Source organism: Arthrobacter sp. Y3223151 (assembly GCF_059091125.1).
Genome location: NZ_JBNHGI010000001.1, coordinates 17027 through 38292, shown reverse-complemented (window position 1 = coordinate 38292; position 21266 = coordinate 17027). Strand labels below are relative to the sequence as shown.

Here is a 21266-nt window from a genome sequence, read left to right as displayed (position 1 = left end):
ACGCAGCCTTGTGAAATAGAGCGTATTCTCCTGCAGGCGAATGCGCCATGGTTCGGGGGAGGTCGGGGGACTGCGGGCCGGGGAATACCGCACGCCGGGCGGCACGTTGTGCCCCGTACTGCCGGGCAAGTGCCCGGCAATTGATTGAGGGAAGGCGAGCATGACCACTCCACGCGACGAGACCCGCCGGCGGGAAAGCTGGCTCCGGTTCAGGGACAACCGGAACCAGGCGCTGGCAGCGGAGCACGGCTGGCTAACGCTCACCTCGCTGCAGTGGCTGCCGGCCGAGCCCGCGCGGCTGGAAAAGATCACCGGCCTGTGGAGCGCCACCGGGCCGGCATCCGGCGGCGGCCACGCCTCGTTGACGGCGGGCGCCGAGGACGGCCTGTACCTGGCAGACAGCGGGGAGCCGGCCGTCGGTACCTTGACGGCGTCCCTGGGGAACGAGGAGTCGCTGCTCTGGGTGCGCCGCGGCAGCATCGCCGTCGAATTGGCCGTCCGCGGCGACCGGTACGCCATCCGGACCCGGGACAACGACTCGCCCAACCGGCAGGACTTCGACGGGGTCCCGGTTTTCGATTACAACCCGGACCTGGTGGTGGCCGGCCGGTTCGAGGCGTATCCGGAGCTCCTCACGCTGCAGATAGCCACGTCGAACCCGGACGTGGGAGGCATCGCCACCGCCGTCGGCACGGTCAGCTTCGAATTGGGCGGAACCGTCCATACCCTGGTGGCGGAGCAAGAGAAACTGGGCGCCTTGTCGCTGAACTTCCACGACGAAACCAACGGAGACAGCACCGCCGGCTGGCGTTCCGTAGTGACCCGCCGTCCCGGCCCCGACGGCACGGTGCTGATCGATTTCAACCGGGCCACCAACTTTCCCAGCGCCTTCACCGAGTTCGGCACCTGCCCGATGCCGGTGGAAGGCAACATCATTGCGGCGCCGGTGGAGGCCGGGGAGCGCCGCATGGGCTGAGCATCTCCCGGAAAGGTGGCGCTTGCGGCTTCTCTGCGGCAGGATCGGCGGATGGAACCAACGGCGGAGGATTTCCGCACCATCACCGACGACCTGGCCGGCCGCTTGGCGGAGCTCCCTGACGATGCCTGGGACAAGCCCGCGCTGGAGCTGGAGTGGAGCTGCCGCGAGACGGTGGCCCACATCATGGACGACTTCGCGTTCTACGCCCTGCAGCTGTCGGGGCGGAACCCGCCGCAGGACGGCTACGTGGCGCTGCTGGACCCGCCGCCCTGGCGCCCGGGCGGGCCGCAGATCCTGTTCTGGCCCGACCCTGCCACGGGAACGGCCGGCATCGCCAGTTGTTTCGATGCCGCCGCGGGACTGCTCTACGCGGTGACGGCCGCGGCCCCCCACACCCACCGCGGTTACCATCCGGCCGGGACCTCGGACGCCTCCGGTTTCGCGGCGATGGGCATCGCCGAAGCCGTGTTGCACGGATTCGACATACTGGCCGTCCACGGGGTCGGCTACCGGCCCGACGACGCCGTCATCAGGCGGGTGCTGAACCGCATCTTCCCGGCGGCGCGGCGCACCGACGATCCCTGGCAGGATTTGCTCCACGCCAGCGGCAGGACGCCCGAAACCCGCGGCCGGACGTGGCGGTGGGACTCCTCGGTCCGCGGCTGAGGGGCCCCAGCGCGGCGGCGGGGCATTCGCGGCGCCGGGGTCGTAGGCTGGTAGCAGGCCTGCAACGAGGCAGGAGGACCGACGGAAGCCGCCATGACCGTAGACAAGAACACCCGACGTCTCGAGGACGAGATCGAGACCGATTTCTCGGACAAGATGAGCTATGGCTCCTACCTGTCCCTGGGCCAGTTGCTCTCTGCCCAGCACCCGGTCAGCAGCCCGGAGCACCACGACGAGATGCTGTTCATCATTCAGCACCAGACGTCCGAGCTGTGGTTGAAGCTGGTGCTGCACGAGCTGCGCACCGTCCGGCAGAAGCTGCGCGACGACGACTTGCGGTTCGCCATGAAAGGCATCGCCCGGATTAAGCACATCCAGCGCTCGCTGACCGAGCAATGGTCGGTGCTGGCCACGCTGACGCCTTCCGAATACGCCGAATTCCGCGGCGATTTGGGTGCGGCGTCGGGCTTCCAGTCCTACCAGTACCGTGCCGTGGAGTTCCTGCTGGGCAACAAGAACAAGGGCATGCTGGCCGTCTTCGCCGACGATCCGGCCGCCCAGGCCATGCTGGGCGAGCTGTTGGAACAGAGCAGCGTGTACGACGAATTCCTGGCCTACCTGCACCGGCACGGCTACCCGGTTCCGGCGGAGCTGCTGGACCGTGATGTGACCGAGGCCCACGAGTTCAACCAGGAACTGGTAGGGACGTTCAAGGCCGTCTACGAGAATGCCCGCGCGAACTGGGACGTCTATGAGGCCTGCGAAGAACTGGTGGACCTGGAAGACAACTTCCAGCTCTGGCGCTTCCGGCACCTGAAGACGGTGGAGCGGACCATCGGGATGAAGCATGGCACCGGCGGATCCTCCGGCGCCGGCTTCCTTCGCCGGGCGCTGGAGCTCACCTTCTTCCCGGAGCTGTACGCGGTGCGCACGGAAATCGGCAAAGCCTGACCACCGGCTTCGAAGCTGCCGGCGGAGGCCGTTCGTTCCCCCGCCGACAGCGGCCCGGTGGCCGCCACCGAGGGTGCTGCGGCCCGCCTGGTTCAATCGTCGCACCGCTGACACCGTTCCGAACAGGGGCCCGGTGCAAAAGCCCGGGCGGCGGCCGCGTCATGCGTCAGGGGAGAGCGCCGGTCCCGTGTATTTTTGAAGGGTGCTGATCTCCGACCGCGATATACGTGCCGAACTGGACTCCCAACGCATCGTCCTGGATCCGTTCCAGCCGGACATGATCCAGCCCTCAAGCGTCGACGTGCGGCTTGACCGGTTCTTCCGGCTGTTCGACAACCACAAGTACGCCCACATCGACCCGGAGCTGGAGCAGCCGGAGCTGACCCGGCTGGTGGAAGTGGACCCCGAGGAACCGTTCGTCCTGCATCCCGGCGAATTCGTGCTCGGCTCCACCTACGAGACCGTGACGCTGCCCCATGACATAGCGGCCCGGCTGGAGGGCAAATCCTCGCTGGGCCGGCTGGGCCTGCTGACCCACTCGACCGCAGGATTCATCGATCCCGGTTTCTCCGGACACGTGACGCTGGAACTCTCCAACATGGCCACGCTGCCGATCATGCTCTGGCCGGGCTCCAAGATCGGCCAGCTGTGCTTCTTCCGGTTGTCCTCGCCGGCCGAGCATCCCTATGGTTCCGGCGTATACGGCAACCGCTACCAGGGCCAGCGCGGCCCCACGGCCTCGCGCAGCTACCAGAACTTCCACCGCACCGTTATCGAACGCTGACGCCGGCCGGACGGCTCAGGCGCGGGGCGTGCTGGCGCGCTGGATCCGTGCCGGTGTCTTGACCGGCAGCAGCGCCAGCAGGCCGGCGACCAGCACGACGAGGATCCCCAGGATGCCGTGGCGCTGTTCGCCGAAGACGGTGATGGACAGCGCAAACAGGGACGGGGCCAGGAAGCTGACGGCGCGCCCGGTGGTGGCGTAGAGGCCGAAGAATTCGCCCTCCTCGCCGCGCGGCGCTAGCCGGGCCAGGTAGGCCCGCGACGACGACTGGGCCGGCCCCACGAACAGGCACAGCAGCAGGCCGAAGACCCAGAACGTGGTGTCGCCGGTCCAGGCGTTGCCCAGGAACACGTGGTTGCCCGGGCCCAGCGCGAAAATGGCGACTGCGGCGACGATCAGCCCGACCAGCGCCCCCACGATGACGTTCTTCGGGCCGATGCGGTCGTCCAGGATCCCGCCCGCGACGGCGCCGATGGCGGCGACAACGTTTCCCGCGATGGCGAAGACGATCACCTGGCTGAGCGAGAAGCCGAAGGTGCCGGCCGCGATCACCCCGCCGAAGGTAAACACCGCCGCGAGCCCGTCGCGGAAGATGGCGCTGGCGATCAGGAAGAAAATCGTGTGCGGGCTGGAGGTGAAGATTGCCTTGATGCGGCGGAAGAGCAGCCCGTAGGACGCAAAAAAGCCCAGCGACGCGGCGGCAGGCTGGCGCGGGATCTCCGGGACGGCGAACAGTACCGGCAGCGCGAAGGCCATGAACCACACGGCGCAGAACACCGCCACCAGGCGGATGTTCAGCCCGTTCTCCGCCGTCGCACCGAACCAGCCGGTTTCGGGCAGGACAAACCCGACCAGCACCAGGGCCAGCGCCACGACCCCGCCGACGTAACCCATGGCCCAGCCGAAGCCGCTGACCTTGCCGATGGTCGACGGCGTGGAGATCTGGGTGAGCATCGCGTAGTAATTCACGTTCGCGAACTCGAAGAAGATGTTGGCCAGCGCAATGAGTCCCACGCCCAGGAAAAGGAAGCCGGGGGAGGGGAAGACGAAGAAGCACAGGCCGGTCAGTACCGCGACGGCGACGCTGTTGAGCCCGAGCCACAGCCTGCGGCGGCCCCCGGTGTCGGAGCGTTGCCCGGTGACCGGGGCCAGCAGTGCGATGGCCAGCCCGGCGATGGCCAGCCCGTAGCCGAGGATTTCGGACGCGAAGGCCTCGCCGCCGAAGGCGTCGCTGGTCAGATAGACGGTGAACACGAAGGTCGTCATGACCGCGTTGAAGGCGGCGGAGCCCCAGTCCCAGGAGGCCCAGGCCAGGACGTGTTTTTTATTCAACCGCTCCGCGGCCGCGCCGCCCGCCGTGTGGGTTGCCGGAATGCCGGCCGACTCAGTCATACCGCGATGCTATCCGTTTCGCCTGCTGCGAACTTTGAGCAGCGCCGGGAGCCGCGTGAATCTTTGGCGAACAGCGGGATCGCCCGCCCGCCGCGGCCCTCCCGGCGGCTGTCCGCGGCCCTCCGCGGGCGCCGCGCCGTCTATGCCATGGGTAGAATGGACCTTGGCCCTGTCCGTCTAATCCTTGGCAAACCCGAAGGAAGTTCCGGAGTATCCTCGTGCTGATTGTGCTCACCCTGCTTTTTGCGGTGGCCTTTATAGCGCCCTTAATTTTCCGGAAACTCGGCCGTTCAACGTTCTACATCCTCGCCGCGGTTCCCGCCGCCGGATTCGTCTGGCTGATCGCCACGTTCGACAACTACACCGGGTCGAGCCAGGCAGCGCTGGACGGCGCTCCCAACGCCCCGCCGTCGGAGGTCTTCGCGTGGGTCCCGGGCCTGCAGCTGGAACTGGCCTTTCGGATGGACACCCTCGCGGCGGTGCTGTGCATCCTGATCCTGGGCGTCGGCGCCCTGGTGCTGTTCTACTGCGCCCGCTACTTCAAGGCGGACGACCCGGACATCGGTCCTTTCGGCGCGCAGCTGCTGGCCTTCAGCGGCGCCATGTTCGGCCTGGTCACCGCCGACGACCTGATCCTGCTCTACATTTTCTGGGAACTCACCACCGTCCTGTCCTACCTGCTGATCGGGTACGCCAGGCACCGCCTCTCGGCGCGCCGGTCCGCCTTGCAGGCCCTGATGGTTACCACCCTCGGCGGGCTGACCATGCTGGTTGGCCTGCTGATCATCGGCCAAACCGCCGGCACCTACCGGATCTCCGAGATCCTCGCGGCAGCCGGAACGCTGATGGCGCACGGCCAGATCATCGACATCGCCATCCTGCTGGTACTCATCGGCGCGATCAGCAAGTCCGCGCTGGTGCCCCTCCACTTCTGGCTCCCGGCGGCCATGGCGGCGCCGACCCCGGTCAGCGCCTACCTCCATGCCGCCGCCATGGTGAAGGCGGGCATCTACCTGGTGGCGCGGCTGTCGCCCGGATTCTCCAGCACCGACTACTGGCACGGCGTCGTGCTGGGGCTCGGGCTGCTGACCATGCTGGTGGGCGGCTGGCAGGCCATGCGGCAGAACGACCTGAAGCTGATCCTCGCCTACGGGACGGTCAGCCAACTGGGCTTCTTGACCCTGGTGGTCGGGCTCGGTTCGCAGGAAGCCGCGCTGGCCGGAATGGGCCTGCTGCTGGCCCACGGTTTCTTCAAGGCGACGTTGTTCCTGGTGGTGGGCATCATCGACCACCAGGCCGGAACGCGTGACATCCGCGAACTGTCGCACCTGTACCGCAGCGCCCCGAAACTGTTCGCGGTCGCCGTCATCGGTGCCGCGTCGATGGCGGGCCTGCCGCCGCTGCTGGGCTTCGTCGCCAAAGAGTCGGTCTACGAAGCCTTCATCCACCGGGCTGAAGTCTCCGGCTGGGCGGGAGGCCTGCTCCTGGCCGGCGTGGTGGCCGGATCCATCCTGACCTTCGCCTACAGTGCCCGCTTCGTCTGGGGCGGGTTCGCGGCCAAACCCAACCGCGCAGCCATCGAGTTCAAGCCCATTCCGTGGGCCTTTTTGGCGGCTCCCGCCGTGCTCGCCGTGGCCACGGTGGTGTTCGGGCTCTGGCCCGCCCCGGTCGAGGCCGCCGTCGCCCCCTACGCGGGACTCTTCACGCTGGACACCGCGGCCACGCACCTGGCGCTGTGGCACGGCTTGACGCCGGCTCTCGGCCTGACCGTCGTCACCATCGCGGCCGGTGTCGCCCTGTTCCTGCTGCGTACTCCGATAGCGGCCTTCCAGGCCAGGATCAGCTTCATCCCGGACGCGGACCGAATCTACCGCGGCATCATCGGCGTGCTGGACGAGGTGGCCATCTGGGTCACCGGCCGGACCCAGCGGGGCTCGCTGGTCTTCTACCTGTGCGTGATCCTGATCGTGGCGATCGTGACTCCGCTGAGCGCCATCGTCCTGATGGACGCCCCGCTGCCCGAGAGCGTGGTGTGGTTCGATACCCCGGCCCAGGCCATCGCGGGGCTCATCGTGGCGGCAGGCGCGCTGGGCGCCATCCGCGCGAACAAGCGCTTCATGGCGGTGCTGATGGTTTCGGTGGCCGGTTATGGGCTGGCCTTCATCTTCGCCATGCAGGGGGCGCCGGATCTGGCGCTGACCCAGCTGCTGGTGGAAACAGTCTCCCTGGTGGCCATCGTGCTGGCCCTTCGTTCCCTGCCGGCGCGGCTGTGGCTGCGCACACCCGGGCGTTTCAAACTGCTGCGCGCCATCATCGGAGCAGCTTTCGGCCTCACTATGATCGTGATCGCGATGACGGCGATGGCCTCACGCACGGCAGATCCGGTCTCCCTGGCCCTGCCGCAGTTGGCCTATGAGGGCGGCGGCGGCGAGAACATCGTCAACGTCATCCTGGTGGACATCCGGGCCTGGGACACGTTCGGCGAGATCTCCGTGCTGGCCCTGGCAGCTACCGGCGTGGCCAGCCTGATCTTCATCCGCAGCCGCGGGGAGAAGCGTCCGGAGCCCGTGGACGCCGTCGCCAGCGGATCGGTGGGCCGCGGCTACGAGACGGTGGCGCACTCGGACCGCGAGGCGGCGGCCCTGGCGACGGCCCGCAAGTTCGCCGTCGTCCCGCGCGACGCCTGGCTGGTGGCTGGCCGCACCCTGGCGCCGGAACGCCGCTCCATCATCTTCGAGGTGATCACCCGACTGCTCTTCCACTCGGTGATGATCTTCTCCGTCTACCTGCTGTTGACCGGCCACAACCTCCCCGGCGGCGGATTCGCCGGCGGCCTGCTGGCCGGCATCGCGCTGACCGTCCGCTATCTGGCCGGCGGACGGATCGAACTGGCCGAAGCCACGCCCATCAGCGCCGGCCTGCTGCTCGGCCTGGGGCTTGGCGCCGCGGCGCTGACCGCCGTCGTCCCGCTCTTCCTGGGCGGCCAGGTCTTCCAGAGCGCGATCCTTGAATTCAGCCTCCCGGTCTTCGGCGACCACAAGTTCGTCACGTCGACGATCTTCGACATCGGGGTTTATCTGGTGGTGGTGGGCCTGGTGCTGGACGTGCTGCGCAGCTTCGGCGCCGAAATCGACGAACGCACCGAGGAACGGACCCACGGCCGCCGCAAGTCCGCCGAACTGCAAGTACCCGCAACGATCGAGGAGGAGGTGTCCCGGTGACCGTGAACCTGACGCTGCTGCTGGTGATGGGCGTACTGTTCGCCGTGGGCGTCTACCTGATCCTCGAACGCAGCCTGACCCGGGTCATGCTCGGCCTCATGCTCATCACCAACGGCGCCAACCTGCTGCTGCTCAGCACCGGCGGACCTGCCGGCCTCGCCCCCATCTTCGGCAGCGACATCCCCGCCGACGCCTACAGTGACCCGTTGCCGCAGGCGCTGATCCTCACCTCCATCGTGATTTCCTTCGCCGTCACCGCGTTCATGCTGGCCATCATTTACCGCTCCTGGGTCCTGGGACGGCAGGACGAGGTCCAGGACGACATCGAGGACCGCCGGGTGGCCAACCAGCCCACCTTCGACGCCGAGGACGACGCGGAAATCCCGGCCGAGACCACCGAGTTCGTCCCGCCCGACGAGGCCGAGGAAACGCCAGCCACCACCAGGTCACGGATGGAGAGAAAGCAGTGAACGCCGCCACCCTCGCGCCGCTGGCAGTAGTCATGCCGCTGCTGGGTGCTGCCCTGGCGTTCGTGCTGATCCGCCACCCCAACGCGCAGCGCCGGACCGGTGCCATCACGCTCACGCTGACGCTGGCACTGGAAGCCGTGATGCTGGCCTCGGCGTGGGCCAACGGCGCGCAGGCGGTGAACCTGGGCGGCTGGCTTCCCCCCTTTGGCATCACCCTGGTGGTGGATGAACTGTCCGCCCTGATGCTGGTGGTCTCCTCGGCCGTCAGCCTGGCGGTGCTGCTCTATGCCTCCGGCCAGGGCATGACGGACGGCGACGAAGAAGGCCCGGTCTCGATCTTCCACCCGACCTACCTGATCCTGGTGGCAGGGGTTTCCAACGCGTTCCTGACCGGCGACCTGTTCAACCTGTATGTCGGCTTCGAAATGCTCCTCACGGCCAGCTACGTGCTGATGACGCTGGGCGGCACCAGCCCGCGGATCCGCGCCGGGGTGACGTACGTCGTCGTCAGCGTCATTTCCTCGGTGCTGTTCCTGGTCTCCATCGCGATGATCTACGCGGCCACCGGGACCATCAACATGGCGGACCTGGCGATCAAGCTCGGCCAGTTGGATCCGGCGACCCAGATGACGCTGCACTTGATGCTGTTGGTGGCCTTCGGCATCAAGGCGGCAGTATTCCCGCTGTCCTTCTGGCTCCCCGACTCCTATCCGACGGCGCCGGCGCCGGTCACCGCGGTGTTCGCCGGCCTGCTCACCAAGGTGGGCGTCTATGCCATGATCCGCACCGAGACCCTGCTGTTCCCCGGCGACCGGCTGAACACGTTCCTGATGATCGTGGCGGTGCTGACCATGGTGGTGGGCATCCTCGGGGCCGTGGCCCAGATCGACATCAAGCGAATGCTCTCGTTTACGCTGGTCAGCCACATCGGCTACATGGTGTTTGGCCTGGCCATGTCCTCGGTGGTGGGGCTCGGCGCGGCGGTCTACTACGTGGCGCACCACATTACGGTGCAGACCAGCCTGTTCCTGGTGGCCGGCCTGATCGAACGCCGCGGCGGAACCACGAACATGGACCGGCTGGGCGGCATGGCCAAGCTGTCGCCGCTGCTGGCCATCCTGTTCTTCGTCCCGGCCATGAACCTGGCCGGCATCCCGCCCTTCTCCGGCTTCCTGGGCAAGATCGGCCTGGTGCAGGGCGGCGTGGAACTGGGCACGCCGGTCGCCTGGGTGCTCGTGGCGGGCAGCATGGTCACGTCGCTGCTGACCCTGCTGGCCATGGCACGGGTCTGGAACCGCGTGTTCTGGCGCCGCCCCGAAGACGCCGAGCACCCGGACCCGGTCCTGGTGGCTACCAAGCCCGACGGGTCCGCGCTGCGGACCACCCGCCACGTGGAGAACGCTCCGCACGGTCGGTTCACCGGGCGGGGCATCGTTCAACTGCTGCCGCTGCCCATGGTCTGGCCGACGGTCGGGCTGGTGGCGATGGGCGTTGCCCTCACGGTGTTCGCCGGGCCCCTGTTCGAACTCAGCGACCAGGCGGCGCGCGAGATGCTGCAGCGCACCCCGTACGTCGAGGCCGTCCTGGGCGAGGGCGCCCTGCAGGAGGGGAGCCGATGAGGAAACCGCGCATCTCCATCTGGGTCGAGCTGCCGCTGCTGGCCTGGCTGGTCATCCTCTGGGGCTCCCTGTGGCAGGACTTCAGCCCGGGTAACCTGATCTTCGGCCTGCTGATCGCGCTGCTCATCGTGAACCTGTTCTACCTGCCGCCGGTCGAACTCAGCGGGCGCTTCAATCCGCTGGCCGCGGCAATCTTCGCCGCCACGTTTGTGTGGCAGGTCGCGGTCGCAAGCGTCGAAGTCCTGTGGCTGGCACTGACCCGCGGCCCGACCCTGCGCAACGCGGTGGTGGCGGTCCGGCTGCGAAGCCACTCGGACCTGCTGGTGACTGCCACCGGGCATGCCATTTCGCTGATCCCCGGCAGCTTTGTGGTGGACGTGGACCGCTCGACGTCCACGCTTTACCTGCACGTGCTCGACGTTGACACCGAGGAGGCCGCCGAGGGTTTTCGCGCCCAAGTGCGGCGGATCGAGGCCGGCCTGATCCGGACGATGGGCACGAAGGAAGAACTGGCGATGGTCAAGGCCGAAGGTACCGGCAGAGGAGGTGCAGTGTGAACGGGGACGTCATTCCGGTTGCGCAAATCGTCGTGAGCGCAGTGCTGGCCGTGGCCGCTGTACTGTCGCTGATCCGGCTGGCCCGCGGGCCGTCGCTGCTGGACCGGCTGCTGGCCATAGACGTGCTGCTGGCGATCGTCTGCGCCGGACTCATCGTGGACATGGCCGCCGGCGGCCACATGAACAACCTGACGCTGGTTGTCGTCATCAGCGTTGTCGGCTTCATCGGCTCGGTCGCCGTGGCTCGTTTCGTGACGGACGGGCGGCCTCGTGAACACTGACTTGATCCTCGACATCGCGACCGCCGTCTGCCTGATCGCCGGCGCGGGGATGTCCCTGGCCGCGGCCATCGGCCTGCTGCGGTTTCCCGACCTGCTCTCGCGGATGCACGCCGCCACGAAGCCGCAGGTCTTCGGCCTGCTGCTGCTGCTGACGGGACTGGGATTGCAGCTGCGCAGCTGGGCGGCGGTGCCCATACTCCTCATAGCCTGGCTGTTCCAGTTGCTGACCGTGCCGGTTTCGGCCCACATGGTGGGCCGGGCCGGCTACCGCACCAAACACCTGCGCAAGGAAATCCTCAGCGTGGACGACCTCGACGCGGTGGTGGAGGCGGCGGCGGAGGAAGATTCCGCGGCGTCATCCGATGACGCCACGCCGGCCGGTGCCGACACAGGCGGCCGTGCTGCCGCCGGCAGCCGTGCTGTCACCGGCGGCCAGGACGCCGGGAAGCCGGGGGAACGGCGAACCGCGGGGGCGGCGGCCGCTCCGGGGCGGACCGACCAGGACGACGCCGGGCCCGCGGACGCTCCGTAACCTGCCGGCCAAGGGGACCGGGCCGCGGGCGGGCGCCGGCGGCCGGGACCAAAACGCGATGGGGGACGGGCCCGCGGCCCGTCCCCCATCGGAATCCTCAAGGGACCGCTTAGACCATTTCCCGGGTCTTGTCGTAGCGGATGACCGCCTTGGCGGTGGCGCGCTTGGTCAGCACCTGGATCACCCGCGCCACGGTGCCGGACACCACGGCGAAGGCCACCGCCGCCCGCAGGCTGTTCTCCAGGTCATCGTCGCTCTTGGGCGCATCTTTTCCGGTGACCATCTTCCAGACAAGCCCCAGCAGCTGGCTGGCTGCCAGGCCCGCGCCGATACTCACCAGTGTGCCCAAGAGCCTCAACACAACGCTCATGCCCGCTCCCTTCCGGGGCCGCAGCCCCGTCTCAACTGCTGTTCCGGTTCCCAGCCTACTGCCCGGCACCCGCCGGGGCCGTAAGCCCTCGTGCATTTTCCCGGGGTCTGCGCCCGAATGCCCGCCGCTGCGGGCGAGTGTAGACTGGTACGTGCTGCCAGACAGCATCTAGTGACGACAGGGGAGCGTCCGACCGGCCGGTGCACACCGGAGACCGGGAGGGACGCTGAGAGTGCGGATAGACCGCAGACCCTCGAACCTGCTCCGGTTAGTACCGGCGAAGGGAGTCGAGTTCTCGGGGCGCGCCGCGTGGCCGCCCTCCCCTCCTGCAACCAGGAGGATTCCATGAGTACCGTTTCGAATGTACCCGTCACGCCCACCCCTGCCCGGAAGCAGCGTTACGGCTGGCGGGTGGTGGACATCGTCGTTGCCTCGGTGGTCGCCGTGGCCGTCGGCGTCATCTTCTGGGCCTGGTCGGCGGGCTGGCCGCTGATCGAGGGCCTGACCATAGCTTTCCCGCCTTCCGCCGGGCTGTACACCGGCGGCTGGCTGATGGCGGGCGTGCTGGGCGGGCTGATCATCCGCAAGCCCGGCGCCGCCATCTACTGCGAGATGCTGGCGGCGGTTGTCTCCGCGCTGCTGGGCACGAGCTTCGGCATGACCGTCCTGGTCTCCGGCCTGATCCAGGGCCTGGGCGCCGAGGTCGTCTTCCTGCTCTTTCTGTACCGCAGGTTTAATCTCGGCGTGGCGCTGCTGGCCGGCCTGGGCGCAGGCCTGGCGCTGTCGATCAGCGAGAACATCCTCTACAACATGCTGTGGGCCGCCGAATGGCAGATCGCCTACGTGGGCTTCGCGGCCGTGTCCGGCGTGGTGATTGCCGGGCTGCTGCCGTGGCTGGCGGTCAGGGGCCTGGCGAAGACGGGTGCGCTGTCCTCCTTCGCCGCGGGACGCACGGCAGACGCCTGAGCCGTTTGATGGGAGCGCAGAGTACGACGGCGGCGCCCCGCCCGGTGCCCGTCCTCGCCGAGGGGTGGGGCTGGCGGCATGCCGGCCGCAAGGATCGGGCGGTGCACGCGGCCAGTTTCAGCATCGCCCCGGGCGAACGGGTCCTGCTGCTGGGCGCCTCCGGGGCCGGCAAGTCCACGCTGCTGCACGCCATGGCCGGCGTCCTCGGCGACGAGGGCGAAGGCGAGGAGACCGGCCGGCTGAGCGTGGCGGGGGTGCGTCCCTCCGAGGCCCGCGGCCGGGCCGGCCTCGTGCTGCAGGATCCGGAAAGCCAGCTGGTGCTGGCCCGGGTCGGCGACGAGGTGGCCTTCGGGGCGGAGAACCTCTCGCTGCCGCGCGGGCAGATCTGGGACCGGGTCCGTGAATCCCTGGCCGATGTCGGCCTGGCCGTCCCGCTGGACCATCCCACGTCGGCGCTGTCCGGCGGCCAAAAGCAGCGGCTGGCGCTGGCCTCGGTCCTGGCCATGCGGCCGGGGCTGCTGCTGCTGGATGAGCCGACCGCAAACCTGGACCCCGCCGGGGTGCGGGAAGTACGGGACGCCGTGGCCCGGGTGCTGGACCGCACCGGCGCCACCTTGGTGGTGGTCGAGCACCGGGTGGCGGTCTGGGCGGACGTCGTGGACCGCGTGATCGTGCTCGCGGCCGGCGGCGGCGTGCTGGCCGACGGGCCGCCGGACCAGGTGCTCGCCGAAGGCGCCACCCGTGCCCGGCTGATCGAGGCCGGCGTCTGGGTTCCCGGTCATACCCCGCGGCTGGAGCTGCCCGCGGCACCGGCCCCGGGCGGCCCGTTGCTGCGGGCGGCGGCATTGGACGTGTCGCGGAACCGGAAAGCCGCGCCGGTGCTGCGCGGGGTGGACCTGGACCTGTTGGCCGGGCAGGCGCTCAGCGTCACCGGCGCGAACGGTGCCGGCAAATCCACCCTGGCCCTCACCCTGGCCGGCCTGCAGGCACCCGCGGGAGGGGATCTCTCGGCGACGCCGGCGTTGCAGCGCGGGGCCGGCTTGTCCCCTGCCAAGTGGAAGTCCGCGCAGTTGGTGACCCGGATCGGCAGCGTTTTCCAGGAACCGGAACACCAGTTCCTCACCGGCACGGTTCTCGACGAACTGGAATTCGGCCCGCGCCGCGTGGCCAAACTGCCCGAGGCAGGCGTCCGGCAGCGGGTGGACACGATCGCCGAGCGGCTCCGGCTGACCCGCCTGCTGCAGGCCAACCCGTTCACGCTCTCCGGCGGGGAGAAACGCAGGCTGTCGGTAGCCACCATGCTGGCCACCGGCCCGGACATCCTGATGCTGGACGAGCCGACCTTCGGACAGGACGCCAATACCTGGGCCGAACTGGTCACGCTGCTGGCCGAGCTGGTGGCCGAGGGCCGGAGCGTGGTCTCGGTGACGCACGACGACGACTTCACCGCCGCGCTCGGCGGCGCCGGCGTCCGGGTGGCTGACGGCGGCGTCCGCCCGGCCCAGCCGCTGGGGAGGGCAGCATGAGTATGGACCTGATGAACCCCCGGCTGGCCGCCTCCCCGTTCAGCCGCGCCAACCCGGTATCGAAGCTGGCCGCCGCCGCCCTGGTCACCGTGGTGGTCCTGCTCAGTGTGGACTGGGTCAGCGCCTCCGTGGTGCTGGCCGCGGAACTGTTGCTGATGCCCGTGCTGGGTGTCAGCCCGTGGCTGCTGCTGAAGCGCGGCTGGCCGCTGCTGGCGGCGGCTGCCGTCGGGGCCTGGGCAACGGCCTTGCTGGCCGAGAAGTCCGGGGCAGTGCTGTTCCGGTTCGGTCCGCTGATCTTCACGGAGGACTCGGTGGCCGGCGGCGTTGCCATCGGCCTGCGGTCGCTCGCCGTTGCGCTGCCGGGCATTTTCCTGCTCCTGACGACCGACCCGACGGACCTGGCGGACGCCTTGGCGCAGAAGCTGAAGCTGCCCCACCGGTTCGTGCTGGGAGCGCTGGCCGCCATGCGGTTGGTGGGGCTGCTGGTGGAGGAATGGCGCACCCTCGGTTTGGCGCGCCGCGCCCGCGGTGTCGGGGCGGAGAACCGGCCGCTGGCCAAGGCGGGCGCGTTCGCCGGCCAGGCGTTCGGCCTGATCGTGCAGGCCATCCGCCGGGCCACCCGGCTGGCCGTCGCGATGGAGGCCCGCGGCTTCGGCGCCGGGCCCCGGACCTGGGCGCGCGAATCCACCTACAGCATGGTGGATGTGTGGGTGGTGCTGGGCGGGGCGGTCATCGCCGGCGCAGCCGCCGCTGCCGCGGTGGCCGCCGGGACCTGGAACTTCATCTTCGTGTGAACCGGTACGGGCGGACCCCGGCGATCCACGCCGGCCGGGGTCCGCCGATCCGTTCAGGACTACGGCTTGAGCACCACCTTGATGCAGCCGTCCTCCTTCTTCTGGAACTTCTCGTACATCTCCGGCGCCTGCTCCAGCGGAACCTGGTGGGTCGCCAGGTCGAGCACGCCCAGCGGGTCCGACGGGTGGTCGACCAGCGGCAGCAGATCGTCGATCCACCGCTTCACGTTGCACTGGCCCATCCTCAGCTGGAGCTGCTTGTCGAACATGGTCAGCATCGGCAGGGGGTCCTTCATCCCGCCGTACACGCCGCTGATCGAGATCGTGCCGCCGCGCCGGACGGCGTCGATCGCGGTGTAGAGCGCGTCGAGCCTGTCCACCCCCGCTGCCTCCATCGCCTTGCGGCCCACGGCGGACGGCAGCAGCCCCACCGCCTGGTGGACCGCGCCGGCCACGGGCGAGCCGTGCGCCTCCATGCCCACCGCGTCCACCACCGAGTCGGGCCCGCGGCCGCCCGTGCGCTCCCGCAGGTCGTCCGCGACGTCGCCGTGCAGGTCCAGCGTCTCGATGCCGTGGCGCTCCGCCATGGCCCGCCGCTCCGCGACGGGGTCCACCGCCAGCACCCGGTAGCCGAGGTGCCGGCCGATCCGGGCGGACATCTGGCCGATGGGGCCCAGGCCGAGCACGGCCAGGGAGCCGCCTTCCGGCGGGGCCGCGTACTGCACGGCCTGCCACGCGGTGGGCACCACATCGGAGAGGTACAGGTAGCGCTCGTCCTCACCGGCGTGGGGCACCTTGATGGGTCCGTAGTCCGCGTGCGGGACACGCAGGTACTCGGCCTGCCCGCCGGGCACCGAGCCGTAGAGCCTCGAGTAGCCCAGGAACTGGGCATTGTTGTTGTACTCGCGGACCTGGGTGGTCTCGCACTGGGACTGCAGGCCCTGTCGGCACATGAAGCAGTGGCCGCAGGAGACATTGAACGGGATGACCACCCGGTCCCCGGCCTTGATTTGGGTGACGGCCGAGCCGACCTCCTCAACGATCCCCATGGGCTCGTGTCCGATGATGTCGCCCTTGTCCATGAAGGGAGTGAGCACCTCGTAGAGGTGCAGGTCCGAGCCGCAGATTCCGGTCGAGGTGATCCGCACGATCGCGTCCGTGGGCTCCTGGATCCGCGGATCCGGGACCTCCTCCACGCTGACCGAACGCTTCCCTTGCCACGTCAGAGCCTTCATTGCCCTCCTTCTCGGACCTGCCGCCCCGGACGGAACGACAGCATGCTGATCATTTCGGTCCAATCGACCCTAACACTGCAGTAACGCGGTGGTCGAAGCGGGTCCCGATCCCGGAAGGCTCCTGTGCCGGGGGACGTTTTTCAGCAGGCAGATGGGCAGGAGGGCGTCCTACGCACCCACCAGGACGAAGACGTTGCCGTCGGGCGCACGCATCACGGCCACATGCCCCGACTCGGTGGCGAAGGGCGCCTCTATCCATTCCACTCCGCCGTCGGAAGACAGCTCCTCGTAGGCGCGTCGGACATCGCCAACGAACACTTCGACCTCGAGGCGCCGGTTGTCGGGGTTGTTGCTGAGGACGAGTTCGGAACTGTTCCCGTCCGGAAAGCGCATGCCGACCAGGGTCCAATCCTGTCCTGCCGGAGTCTTGCGGCTGATCCGCCAGGACTCCCGCATCCCAAGCCCGGCATAAAATCCGACGGAGGCCTCGACGTCGACCGTTGGAACGCAGACGCATTCAAGCTTCAAGAACATGGGCGGCGGCGCCTCGGAAGACCCGGTCGGGTCAGCGTCAAGCGCGATGTTCCTCACCGGCTACTCCCGGCTGCCCTGGGCCAGCAGGGCCGTTAGTTCCTGGGTCAGGTCGGGCGAGACGGGGATCTCCTTGCCGTCGATGCTCTTGACCGGGGCGAGCAGGCGGATGCTCGAAACCAGCCAGACGGCGTCGGCTTCGTAGAGGTCGTGCGGCTCCAGCGGACCGTAGCCGAGCCGCCACCCGGCGGCTTCTGCCGCCTTGAACAGCACCGACTGGGACGTGCCCGGCAGGATGCCGCTCTCCAGCAGCGGCGTCACCAGCGTCTTCACGCCGTCGCGCACCCGCGCCATCAGCACCGTGGAGGTGGGGCCTTCCAGCACGCGGCCGTCGCTGGACGTGAAGATGGCGTCGTCGGCGCCGTTCTTGTGCGCATAACGCAGCGCCGCCATGTTGACCGCGTAGGAGAGCGTCTTGGCCCCCATGAGCAGCCACGGGGCGCGCTCGGCCAGCGAGCTGTCGTACCCGCGGTCGAGCAGCAGCACAGAAATGCCGTCGGTCCGCTGGCGCCGCCCTGCCGCCGGCACCAGCGAAGCCTGGACCCAGGCCGTGGGCGCGGAGGAGCCTTCCACCCCGCGGGTCACCAGCAGCTTGATCACCAGTTCCTCGACCGGCGGGTGCTCGGCGATCGCCGTCGCGATGGCACGCTCCCAGGCCTCCGGGGAGGGAAGTTGCAGGTCCATGGCCCGGGCGGAGCTGGCCAGCCGGTCCAGATGCGCCTGCAGCTTGCGCGGGACCCCGTCGACTGCCAGCAGGGACTCGAAGATGCCGTCCCCGCGGGTGGCCCCGAGATCGGTGGCCATCAGCTGCGGCCGGGAGGCATCTGCGACGCGTCCAGCCTCGTGGGCAGGGTCCAAAAACACCAGAACTGTCATGGCTCCAGCTTAGTGAGTCTGCCCCCAAACGCCGGGTAGGCTGGGAGGATTGCGCCGGCACACGGCGGGAGGGGAGGAACAGCCGCGTGCTGTGGTCGTTTGCGGGGCTGGGCACATTCCCCGAGTGGGCTGTCGTGATTCTGGGCGTGGTCGATATGGCCATCCGCATCATCGCCCTGGGCGTGATTCCCGGGAACCGCCGCCCCAATACCGCCATGGCCTGGCTGCTGGCCATCTTCTTCATCCCGCTGATCGGACTGCTGCTCTTCTTCATGTTCGGCAGGTTCCGCCTCTCGGAGCGCCGGATCGCCAAGCAGGCGGAGATCAACGGCCGGGTGTGGGCCGCCACCCGGAACCTCAAGGAGCCCACCAGCGAGCAGGAAGCCCCGGCCTGGGTGCATTCGGCGGCGGAGTTGAACCGGCGGCTCGGCGCCTTCCCCATGGTGGACAGCAACCACGTGGAGCTGTTTTCGGACTACGACGAGTCCATTGACGCGATGACCGAGGCCGTGCGCGAGGCGCGTGAGTTCGTGAACATCGAGTTCTACATCATGAGCCGCGATGAAACCACCGGCAAGCTCTTCACCGCCCTGGAAGAAGCCGCCGCCCGTGGTGTCCGCGTGCGCCTGCTGTTCGACCACATCGGCACCCTCCGCGTCGCCGGCTACCGCAAGTTCCGCCGCTGGCTGGAGACCACGGACATCGACTGGCGCCGGATGCTGCCCGTCCTTCCGGTCCGCGGCCAGTGGCGCCGGATCGACCTGCGCAACCACCGCAAAATCCTGGTGGTGGACGGCCGGGTGGCGTTCACCGGGTCGCAGAACCTGATCGAGCCCGGCTACCGCCGCACGTCCAGCCACAAGATCGGCCGCAAATGGGTGGAACTGATGGCGCGCTACGAAGGGCCCATCGTCACGGCGCTGAACGTGGTGTTCGCCACCGACTGGTCCAGCGAAACCGACGACACGCTCGAAGGCGAGCTGTTCACCCCGGCCCCCTTCCGGGAGCCCGGCCCGATGACCTGCCAGGCCCTGCCCAGCGGCCCCGGCTTCGCGACCGAGAACAACCTGCGCCTGTTCAACACGCTCATCTATGCGGCGGTGGAGCGGCTGTCCATCTGCAGCCCGTACTTCGTACCGGATGACTCGCTGCTCTACGCCATCACGACGGCGGCCCAGCGCGGCGTCGAGGTCGAACTGTTCGTCTCCGAACGCGGCGACCAGTTGCTGGTCCATCACGCCCAGCAGTCCTACTATCAGGCGCTGCTGGAGGCCGGCGTGCGGATCTACCGCTACCCGAAGCCGCTGGTGCTGCACGCCAAGCACTTCACCGTGGACGATGAGGTCGCGGTCATCGGCTCCAGCAACATGGACATGCGGTCCTTCTCCCTGAACATGGAGGTCTCCGTGATGATGCTCGGGGACCACATCGTGGAGCAGGTGTCGGAGATCCAGGACAGCTATCGGGTCATTTCCCGGGAGCTCACGCTCCAGGAGTGGCGGCAGCGGCCCCGCTGGCAGCGCTACGTGGACAACGTGGCCAGGCTGACGGCCACGCTGCAGTAACCGGGCCCAGGGCAGGGCGCACGGCCGGTGTGCCGGCCGTGCGCCCTGTCCCATACGCCTGCCGTTACTGCCGCCGGCACCCGGCGGGCGCCTATTCGGGCCAGGCGGAGTTCTGGATGATGTCCACGAAGTCGGTCCGCTGGAAGCCGGGGCTGAAGTGCTCGAGCACATCGGCATTGACGTTGCCGAAGGTGGTCTCCGGGCGGTGCTTGTTGCCCTCCGTGAACGCCGCGAGGATCTGCCGCTTGAAGTCGGGCCGCGGGTGCGCCGCGGTGACGGCGTCGATGGCCGTCCGGTCGAGATCGGAGTAGCCGATCCCCAGGACGTCCGTTTCCACCCCCGCGGTCACCAACGCGATCTCCGGGTCCATGAATTCGGGGACACCGGGGGTGGTGTGGAGCGCGACGGCGGTCCACACCTTGGCTGCGTCCTCTTCCGAACGTCCCTGCTCCAGCAAAAAGGATTTGGCGGCATTGGCGCCGTCGACCTCGAAGCGCAGGTGGTCCGTGCCGTACGTATCGGTCAGGCCCAGGTCGTGGAAGAGCGCACCGACATAGAGCAGCTCGTGGTCGACGTCGAGGCCGAGGCGCTGGCCCTGGAGGGCGCCGAAGAGGTACACGCGCCGGGAATGGTCGAACAACAGGTCGTTGGTGGTGTCGCGGACCAGTTCGGTGGCGTTCCGGACGAGCTTGGTGTCGGGAATGGTGATGCCTGCGATGACTTCGGCCATGAATGTCTCCTTTGTCCAGCGGCAGGGGAATCTGCCGTGCTTCCCATCCTGCCGGGCGGCGCGGGCCGGGGCACCGTCGCCAAGGACGACAATCCCTCGGAATCGGCCAACGGCCGGCGCTCAGCCGTTCTTCGCCGTGGACCGGAAACGCTGCTGGTATTTTGACGGCGGCACGCCGATCCGTGCCACGAACGTGCGCCGCAGCGCCTCGGAGTTGCCGAACCCGGAGCGTTCGGCGGCCTCGGTGACGCTGTATCCAGAGTCCAGCAGGGCCTTGGCGGTGTCGAAGCGGACGAGCTCCACATACTTCGCCGGCGTGGTCTGCAGCTCTTCGCGGAAGAGCCGGGTCAGGTGCCGCACGCTCAGGTTGGCGTCCCGGGCGAGCGCGGGAACAGAGAGCACCGCCGCCGGGTCGGCGCGCACGGCCTCGAGCACCGGCCGCAGGGGCGAAGACCTGGGCGGATCCCCCTGCAGCGGCGCAGAGAACTGCGACTGCCCGCCGGAGCGCTGCATGTAGACCACGAGGGAGCGGGCCACCTCGCGGGCCAGGTCCGGGCCGTGGTCCTCCTCGATCAGCGCCAGGGCCAGATCGATCCCGGCCGTGACGCCGGCCGAGGTGTGGATCCGGCCGTCGCTGACGAAGATGGCGTCCGGCTCCACCTGGGTCCCCGGATAACGCCGGGCCAGCTCGCGGGTGTGCTTCCAGTGCGTCGTGGCCCGGCGCCCGTCCAGCAACCCCGCCGCCGCAAGAACGAAGGCGCCGGTGCAAATCGACGACATCCGCCCGGCGTTGCCGGCGAGATGCCCGGCGGCGTCGACCAGCCCGGCGGGAAGCCGGCCGCCGGGCAGGGCGTCCCCGCCGGCCACCAGGACGGTGTGGAAGCTGCCGGCGCCGTCCGCCGCGGCATCCACCGATACCCGCAGCCCGACCGAGGAGGCGACGTCGTTCCCGTCCGGCGACAGGAAGACGAGTTCGTAGGAGCAGCCGAGGTGGTTTGCCTCTGCGAATGCCTCCGCCGGGCCGGCGACATCGAGCAGCTTCACCCCGTCGAAGACCAAAATACCCACGCGGGCGGTCATGGTGCTGGCTGCTCCTGGCACAACAATTCCTCGATTCTGCTCACGGGTTCTCCGAGCCGTCCACTTCCAGCGGCACAGTCT

21 protein-coding genes and 1 riboswitch are annotated in these 21266 nt (G+C 68.7%); of the genes, 14 read left to right on the top strand and 7 right to left on the bottom strand.

Going from position 1 to position 21266, the window contains the following annotated elements; genetic code table 11:
* Positions 1–160: 160 nt before the first annotated feature.
* The 4 genes from AC5RUP_RS00180 (at position 161) to dcd (ending at position 3380) form a co-directional block, all read left to right on the top strand.
* Positions 161–976, top strand: coding sequence for a DUF1684 domain-containing protein (locus tag AC5RUP_RS00180; RefSeq protein WP_494153886.1), 816 nt, complete (start codon positions 161–163; stop codon positions 974–976).
* Positions 977–1027: 51 nt separating this feature from the next.
* Positions 1028–1645: a DinB family protein gene (locus AC5RUP_RS00175; RefSeq protein WP_494064947.1), complete on the top strand. Its 618-nt coding sequence runs from the start codon at positions 1028–1030 to the stop codon at positions 1643–1645.
* Positions 1646–1738: 93 nt separating this feature from the next.
* Positions 1739–2596, top strand: coding sequence for a tryptophan 2,3-dioxygenase (locus AC5RUP_RS00170; RefSeq protein WP_494064946.1), 858 nt, complete (start codon positions 1739–1741; stop codon positions 2594–2596).
* Between the two features lie 202 nt (positions 2597–2798).
* Positions 2799–3380: a dCTP deaminase gene (gene dcd / locus AC5RUP_RS00165; protein ID WP_494000714.1), complete on the top strand. Its 582-nt coding sequence runs from the start codon at positions 2799–2801 to the stop codon at positions 3378–3380.
* Positions 3381–3395: 15 nt separating this feature from the next.
* Here dcd and AC5RUP_RS00160 read toward each other — a convergent pair whose 3' ends face one another.
* Positions 3396–4772 carry an MFS transporter gene (locus tag AC5RUP_RS00160; RefSeq protein WP_494153885.1) on the bottom strand — a complete coding sequence of 459 codons (1377 nt, stop codon included), beginning with the start codon at positions 4770–4772 and terminating at the stop codon, positions 3396–3398.
* A 218-nt stretch (positions 4773–4990) separates the two neighbouring features.
* On the opposite strand from AC5RUP_RS00160, the gene AC5RUP_RS00155 reads away from it, so the two are divergent.
* From AC5RUP_RS00155 to mnhG, 6 genes are read left to right on the top strand one after another with little or no spacing between them, the layout of a single operon-like run.
* Complete coding sequence (locus AC5RUP_RS00155) at positions 4991–7993, top strand: Na+/H+ antiporter subunit A (protein WP_494158180.1); 3003 nt, start codon at positions 4991–4993, stop codon at positions 7991–7993.
* Complete coding sequence (locus AC5RUP_RS00150) at positions 7990–8463, top strand: Na(+)/H(+) antiporter subunit C (RefSeq protein WP_493989594.1); 474 nt, start codon at positions 7990–7992, stop codon at positions 8461–8463. The genes AC5RUP_RS00155 and AC5RUP_RS00150 overlap by 4 nt, the downstream gene beginning before the upstream one ends.
* Entirely contained in the window at positions 8460–10082 is a 1623-nt protein-coding gene (locus AC5RUP_RS00145; RefSeq protein ID WP_494154763.1) for a Na+/H+ antiporter subunit D, read from the top strand. The genes AC5RUP_RS00150 and AC5RUP_RS00145 overlap by 4 nt, the downstream gene beginning before the upstream one ends.
* Positions 10079–10639 carry a Na+/H+ antiporter subunit E gene (locus tag AC5RUP_RS00140; RefSeq protein WP_494154764.1) on the top strand — a complete coding sequence of 187 codons (561 nt, stop codon included), beginning with the start codon at positions 10079–10081 and terminating at the stop codon, positions 10637–10639. Before AC5RUP_RS00145 ends, AC5RUP_RS00140 begins: the two co-directional genes overlap by 4 nt.
* Positions 10636–10920 carry an MrpF/PhaF family protein gene (locus AC5RUP_RS00135; RefSeq protein ID WP_494012895.1) on the top strand — a complete coding sequence of 95 codons (285 nt, stop codon included), beginning with the start codon at positions 10636–10638 and terminating at the stop codon, positions 10918–10920. The genes AC5RUP_RS00140 and AC5RUP_RS00135 overlap by 4 nt, the downstream gene beginning before the upstream one ends.
* The gene (mnhG, locus tag AC5RUP_RS00130) at positions 10910–11452 is read left to right on the top strand and encodes a monovalent cation/H(+) antiporter subunit G (RefSeq protein ID WP_494158179.1); all 543 of its coding nucleotides are present in this window, start codon (positions 10910–10912) and stop codon (positions 11450–11452) included. The genes AC5RUP_RS00135 and mnhG overlap by 11 nt, the downstream gene beginning before the upstream one ends.
* Before the next feature lie 109 nt (positions 11453–11561).
* Here the strand turns inward: mnhG and AC5RUP_RS00125 are convergent, their stop codons facing one another.
* A complete protein-coding gene (locus tag AC5RUP_RS00125; RefSeq protein WP_494000708.1) occupies positions 11562–11822 on the bottom strand; it encodes a DUF4235 domain-containing protein in 261 nt (86 codons plus the stop codon).
* Positions 11823–11991: 169 nt separating this feature from the next.
* Positions 11992–12125, top strand: a riboswitch (TPP riboswitch).
* A gap of 42 nt (positions 12126–12167) precedes the next feature.
* On the opposite strand from AC5RUP_RS00125, the gene AC5RUP_RS00120 reads away from it, so the two are divergent.
* From AC5RUP_RS00120 to AC5RUP_RS00110, 3 genes are read left to right on the top strand one after another with little or no spacing between them, the layout of a single operon-like run.
* Positions 12168–12788 carry an ECF transporter S component gene (locus AC5RUP_RS00120; RefSeq protein WP_494155189.1) on the top strand — a complete coding sequence of 207 codons (621 nt, stop codon included), beginning with the start codon at positions 12168–12170 and terminating at the stop codon, positions 12786–12788.
* Positions 12789–12796: 8 nt separating this feature from the next.
* A complete protein-coding gene (locus AC5RUP_RS00115; RefSeq protein ID WP_494158178.1) occupies positions 12797–14314 on the top strand; it encodes an ABC transporter ATP-binding protein in 1518 nt (505 codons plus the stop codon).
* Between the two features lie 2 nt (positions 14315–14316).
* On the top strand, positions 14317–15108 hold the full coding sequence (locus AC5RUP_RS00110) for an energy-coupling factor transporter transmembrane component T family protein (protein ID WP_494158277.1): 792 nt from the start codon (positions 14317–14319) through the stop codon (positions 15106–15108).
* 59 nt (positions 15109–15167) lie between these two features.
* On the opposite strand, the gene AC5RUP_RS00105 is transcribed toward AC5RUP_RS00110, so the two are convergent.
* The 3 genes from AC5RUP_RS00105 to AC5RUP_RS00095 all read right to left on the bottom strand — a co-directional run bounded on the left by AC5RUP_RS00105 (position 15168) and on the right by AC5RUP_RS00095 (position 17810).
* Positions 15168–16343, bottom strand: a complete 1176-nt coding sequence (locus AC5RUP_RS00105; protein WP_494158177.1) for a zinc-dependent alcohol dehydrogenase — start codon at positions 16341–16343, stop codon at positions 15168–15170.
* A gap of 168 nt (positions 16344–16511) precedes the next feature.
* Positions 16512–16877, bottom strand: a complete 366-nt coding sequence (locus AC5RUP_RS00100; protein WP_494064935.1) for a VOC family protein — start codon at positions 16875–16877, stop codon at positions 16512–16514.
* 60 nt (positions 16878–16937) lie between these two features.
* Complete coding sequence (locus AC5RUP_RS00095; protein WP_494064934.1) at positions 16938–17810, bottom strand: aminodeoxychorismate lyase; 873 nt, start codon at positions 17808–17810, stop codon at positions 16938–16940.
* Positions 17811–17896: 86 nt separating this feature from the next.
* On the opposite strand from AC5RUP_RS00095, the gene cls reads away from it, so the two are divergent.
* Positions 17897–19375 carry a cardiolipin synthase gene (gene cls / locus AC5RUP_RS00090; RefSeq protein ID WP_494154594.1) on the top strand — a complete coding sequence of 493 codons (1479 nt, stop codon included), beginning with the start codon at positions 17897–17899 and terminating at the stop codon, positions 19373–19375.
* Positions 19376–19466: 91 nt separating this feature from the next.
* Here cls and AC5RUP_RS00085 read toward each other — a convergent pair whose 3' ends face one another.
* Together AC5RUP_RS00085 and AC5RUP_RS00080 are read right to left on the bottom strand one after the other, a co-directional pair.
* Positions 19467–20105, bottom strand: a complete 639-nt coding sequence (locus AC5RUP_RS00085; RefSeq protein ID WP_494092942.1) for an HD domain-containing protein — start codon at positions 20103–20105, stop codon at positions 19467–19469.
* A gap of 120 nt (positions 20106–20225) precedes the next feature.
* Complete coding sequence (locus AC5RUP_RS00080) at positions 20226–21206, bottom strand: GlxA family transcriptional regulator (RefSeq protein WP_494158176.1); 981 nt, start codon at positions 21204–21206, stop codon at positions 20226–20228.
* Positions 21207–21266 lie beyond the last annotated feature (60 nt).

Coding starts and splice junctions, on each gene's coding strand:
- AC5RUP_RS00120 (WP_494155189.1), top strand. CDS start 12,168: ATGAGTACCGTTTCGAATGTACCCGTCACGCCCACCCCTGCCCGGAAG.
- AC5RUP_RS00125 (WP_494000708.1), bottom strand. CDS start 11,822: ATGAGCGTTGTGTTGAGGCTCTTGGGCACACTGGTGAGTATCGGCGCG.
- AC5RUP_RS00110 (WP_494158277.1), top strand. CDS start 14,317: ATGGACCTGATGAACCCCCGGCTGGCCGCCTCCCCGTTCAGCCGCGCC.
- AC5RUP_RS00180 (WP_494153886.1), top strand. CDS start 161: ATGACCACTCCACGCGACGAGACCCGCCGGCGGGAAAGCTGGCTCCGG.
- AC5RUP_RS00100 (WP_494064935.1), bottom strand. CDS start 16,877: ATGTTCTTGAAGCTTGAATGCGTCTGCGTTCCAACGGTCGACGTCGAG.
- AC5RUP_RS00115 (WP_494158178.1), top strand. CDS start 12,797: ATGGGAGCGCAGAGTACGACGGCGGCGCCCCGCCCGGTGCCCGTCCTC.
- AC5RUP_RS00175 (WP_494064947.1), top strand. CDS start 1,028: ATGGAACCAACGGCGGAGGATTTCCGCACCATCACCGACGACCTGGCC.
- AC5RUP_RS00085 (WP_494092942.1), bottom strand. CDS start 20,105: ATGGCCGAAGTCATCGCAGGCATCACCATTCCCGACACCAAGCTCGTC.
- AC5RUP_RS00095 (WP_494064934.1), bottom strand. CDS start 17,810: ATGACAGTTCTGGTGTTTTTGGACCCTGCCCACGAGGCTGGACGCGTC.
- AC5RUP_RS00170 (WP_494064946.1), top strand. CDS start 1,739: ATGACCGTAGACAAGAACACCCGACGTCTCGAGGACGAGATCGAGACC.
- AC5RUP_RS00160 (WP_494153885.1), bottom strand. CDS start 4,772: ATGACTGAGTCGGCCGGCATTCCGGCAACCCACACGGCGGGCGGCGCG.
- AC5RUP_RS00140 (WP_494154764.1), top strand. CDS start 10,079: ATGAGGAAACCGCGCATCTCCATCTGGGTCGAGCTGCCGCTGCTGGCC.
- AC5RUP_RS00105 (WP_494158177.1), bottom strand. CDS start 16,343: ATGAAGGCTCTGACGTGGCAAGGGAAGCGTTCGGTCAGCGTGGAGGAG.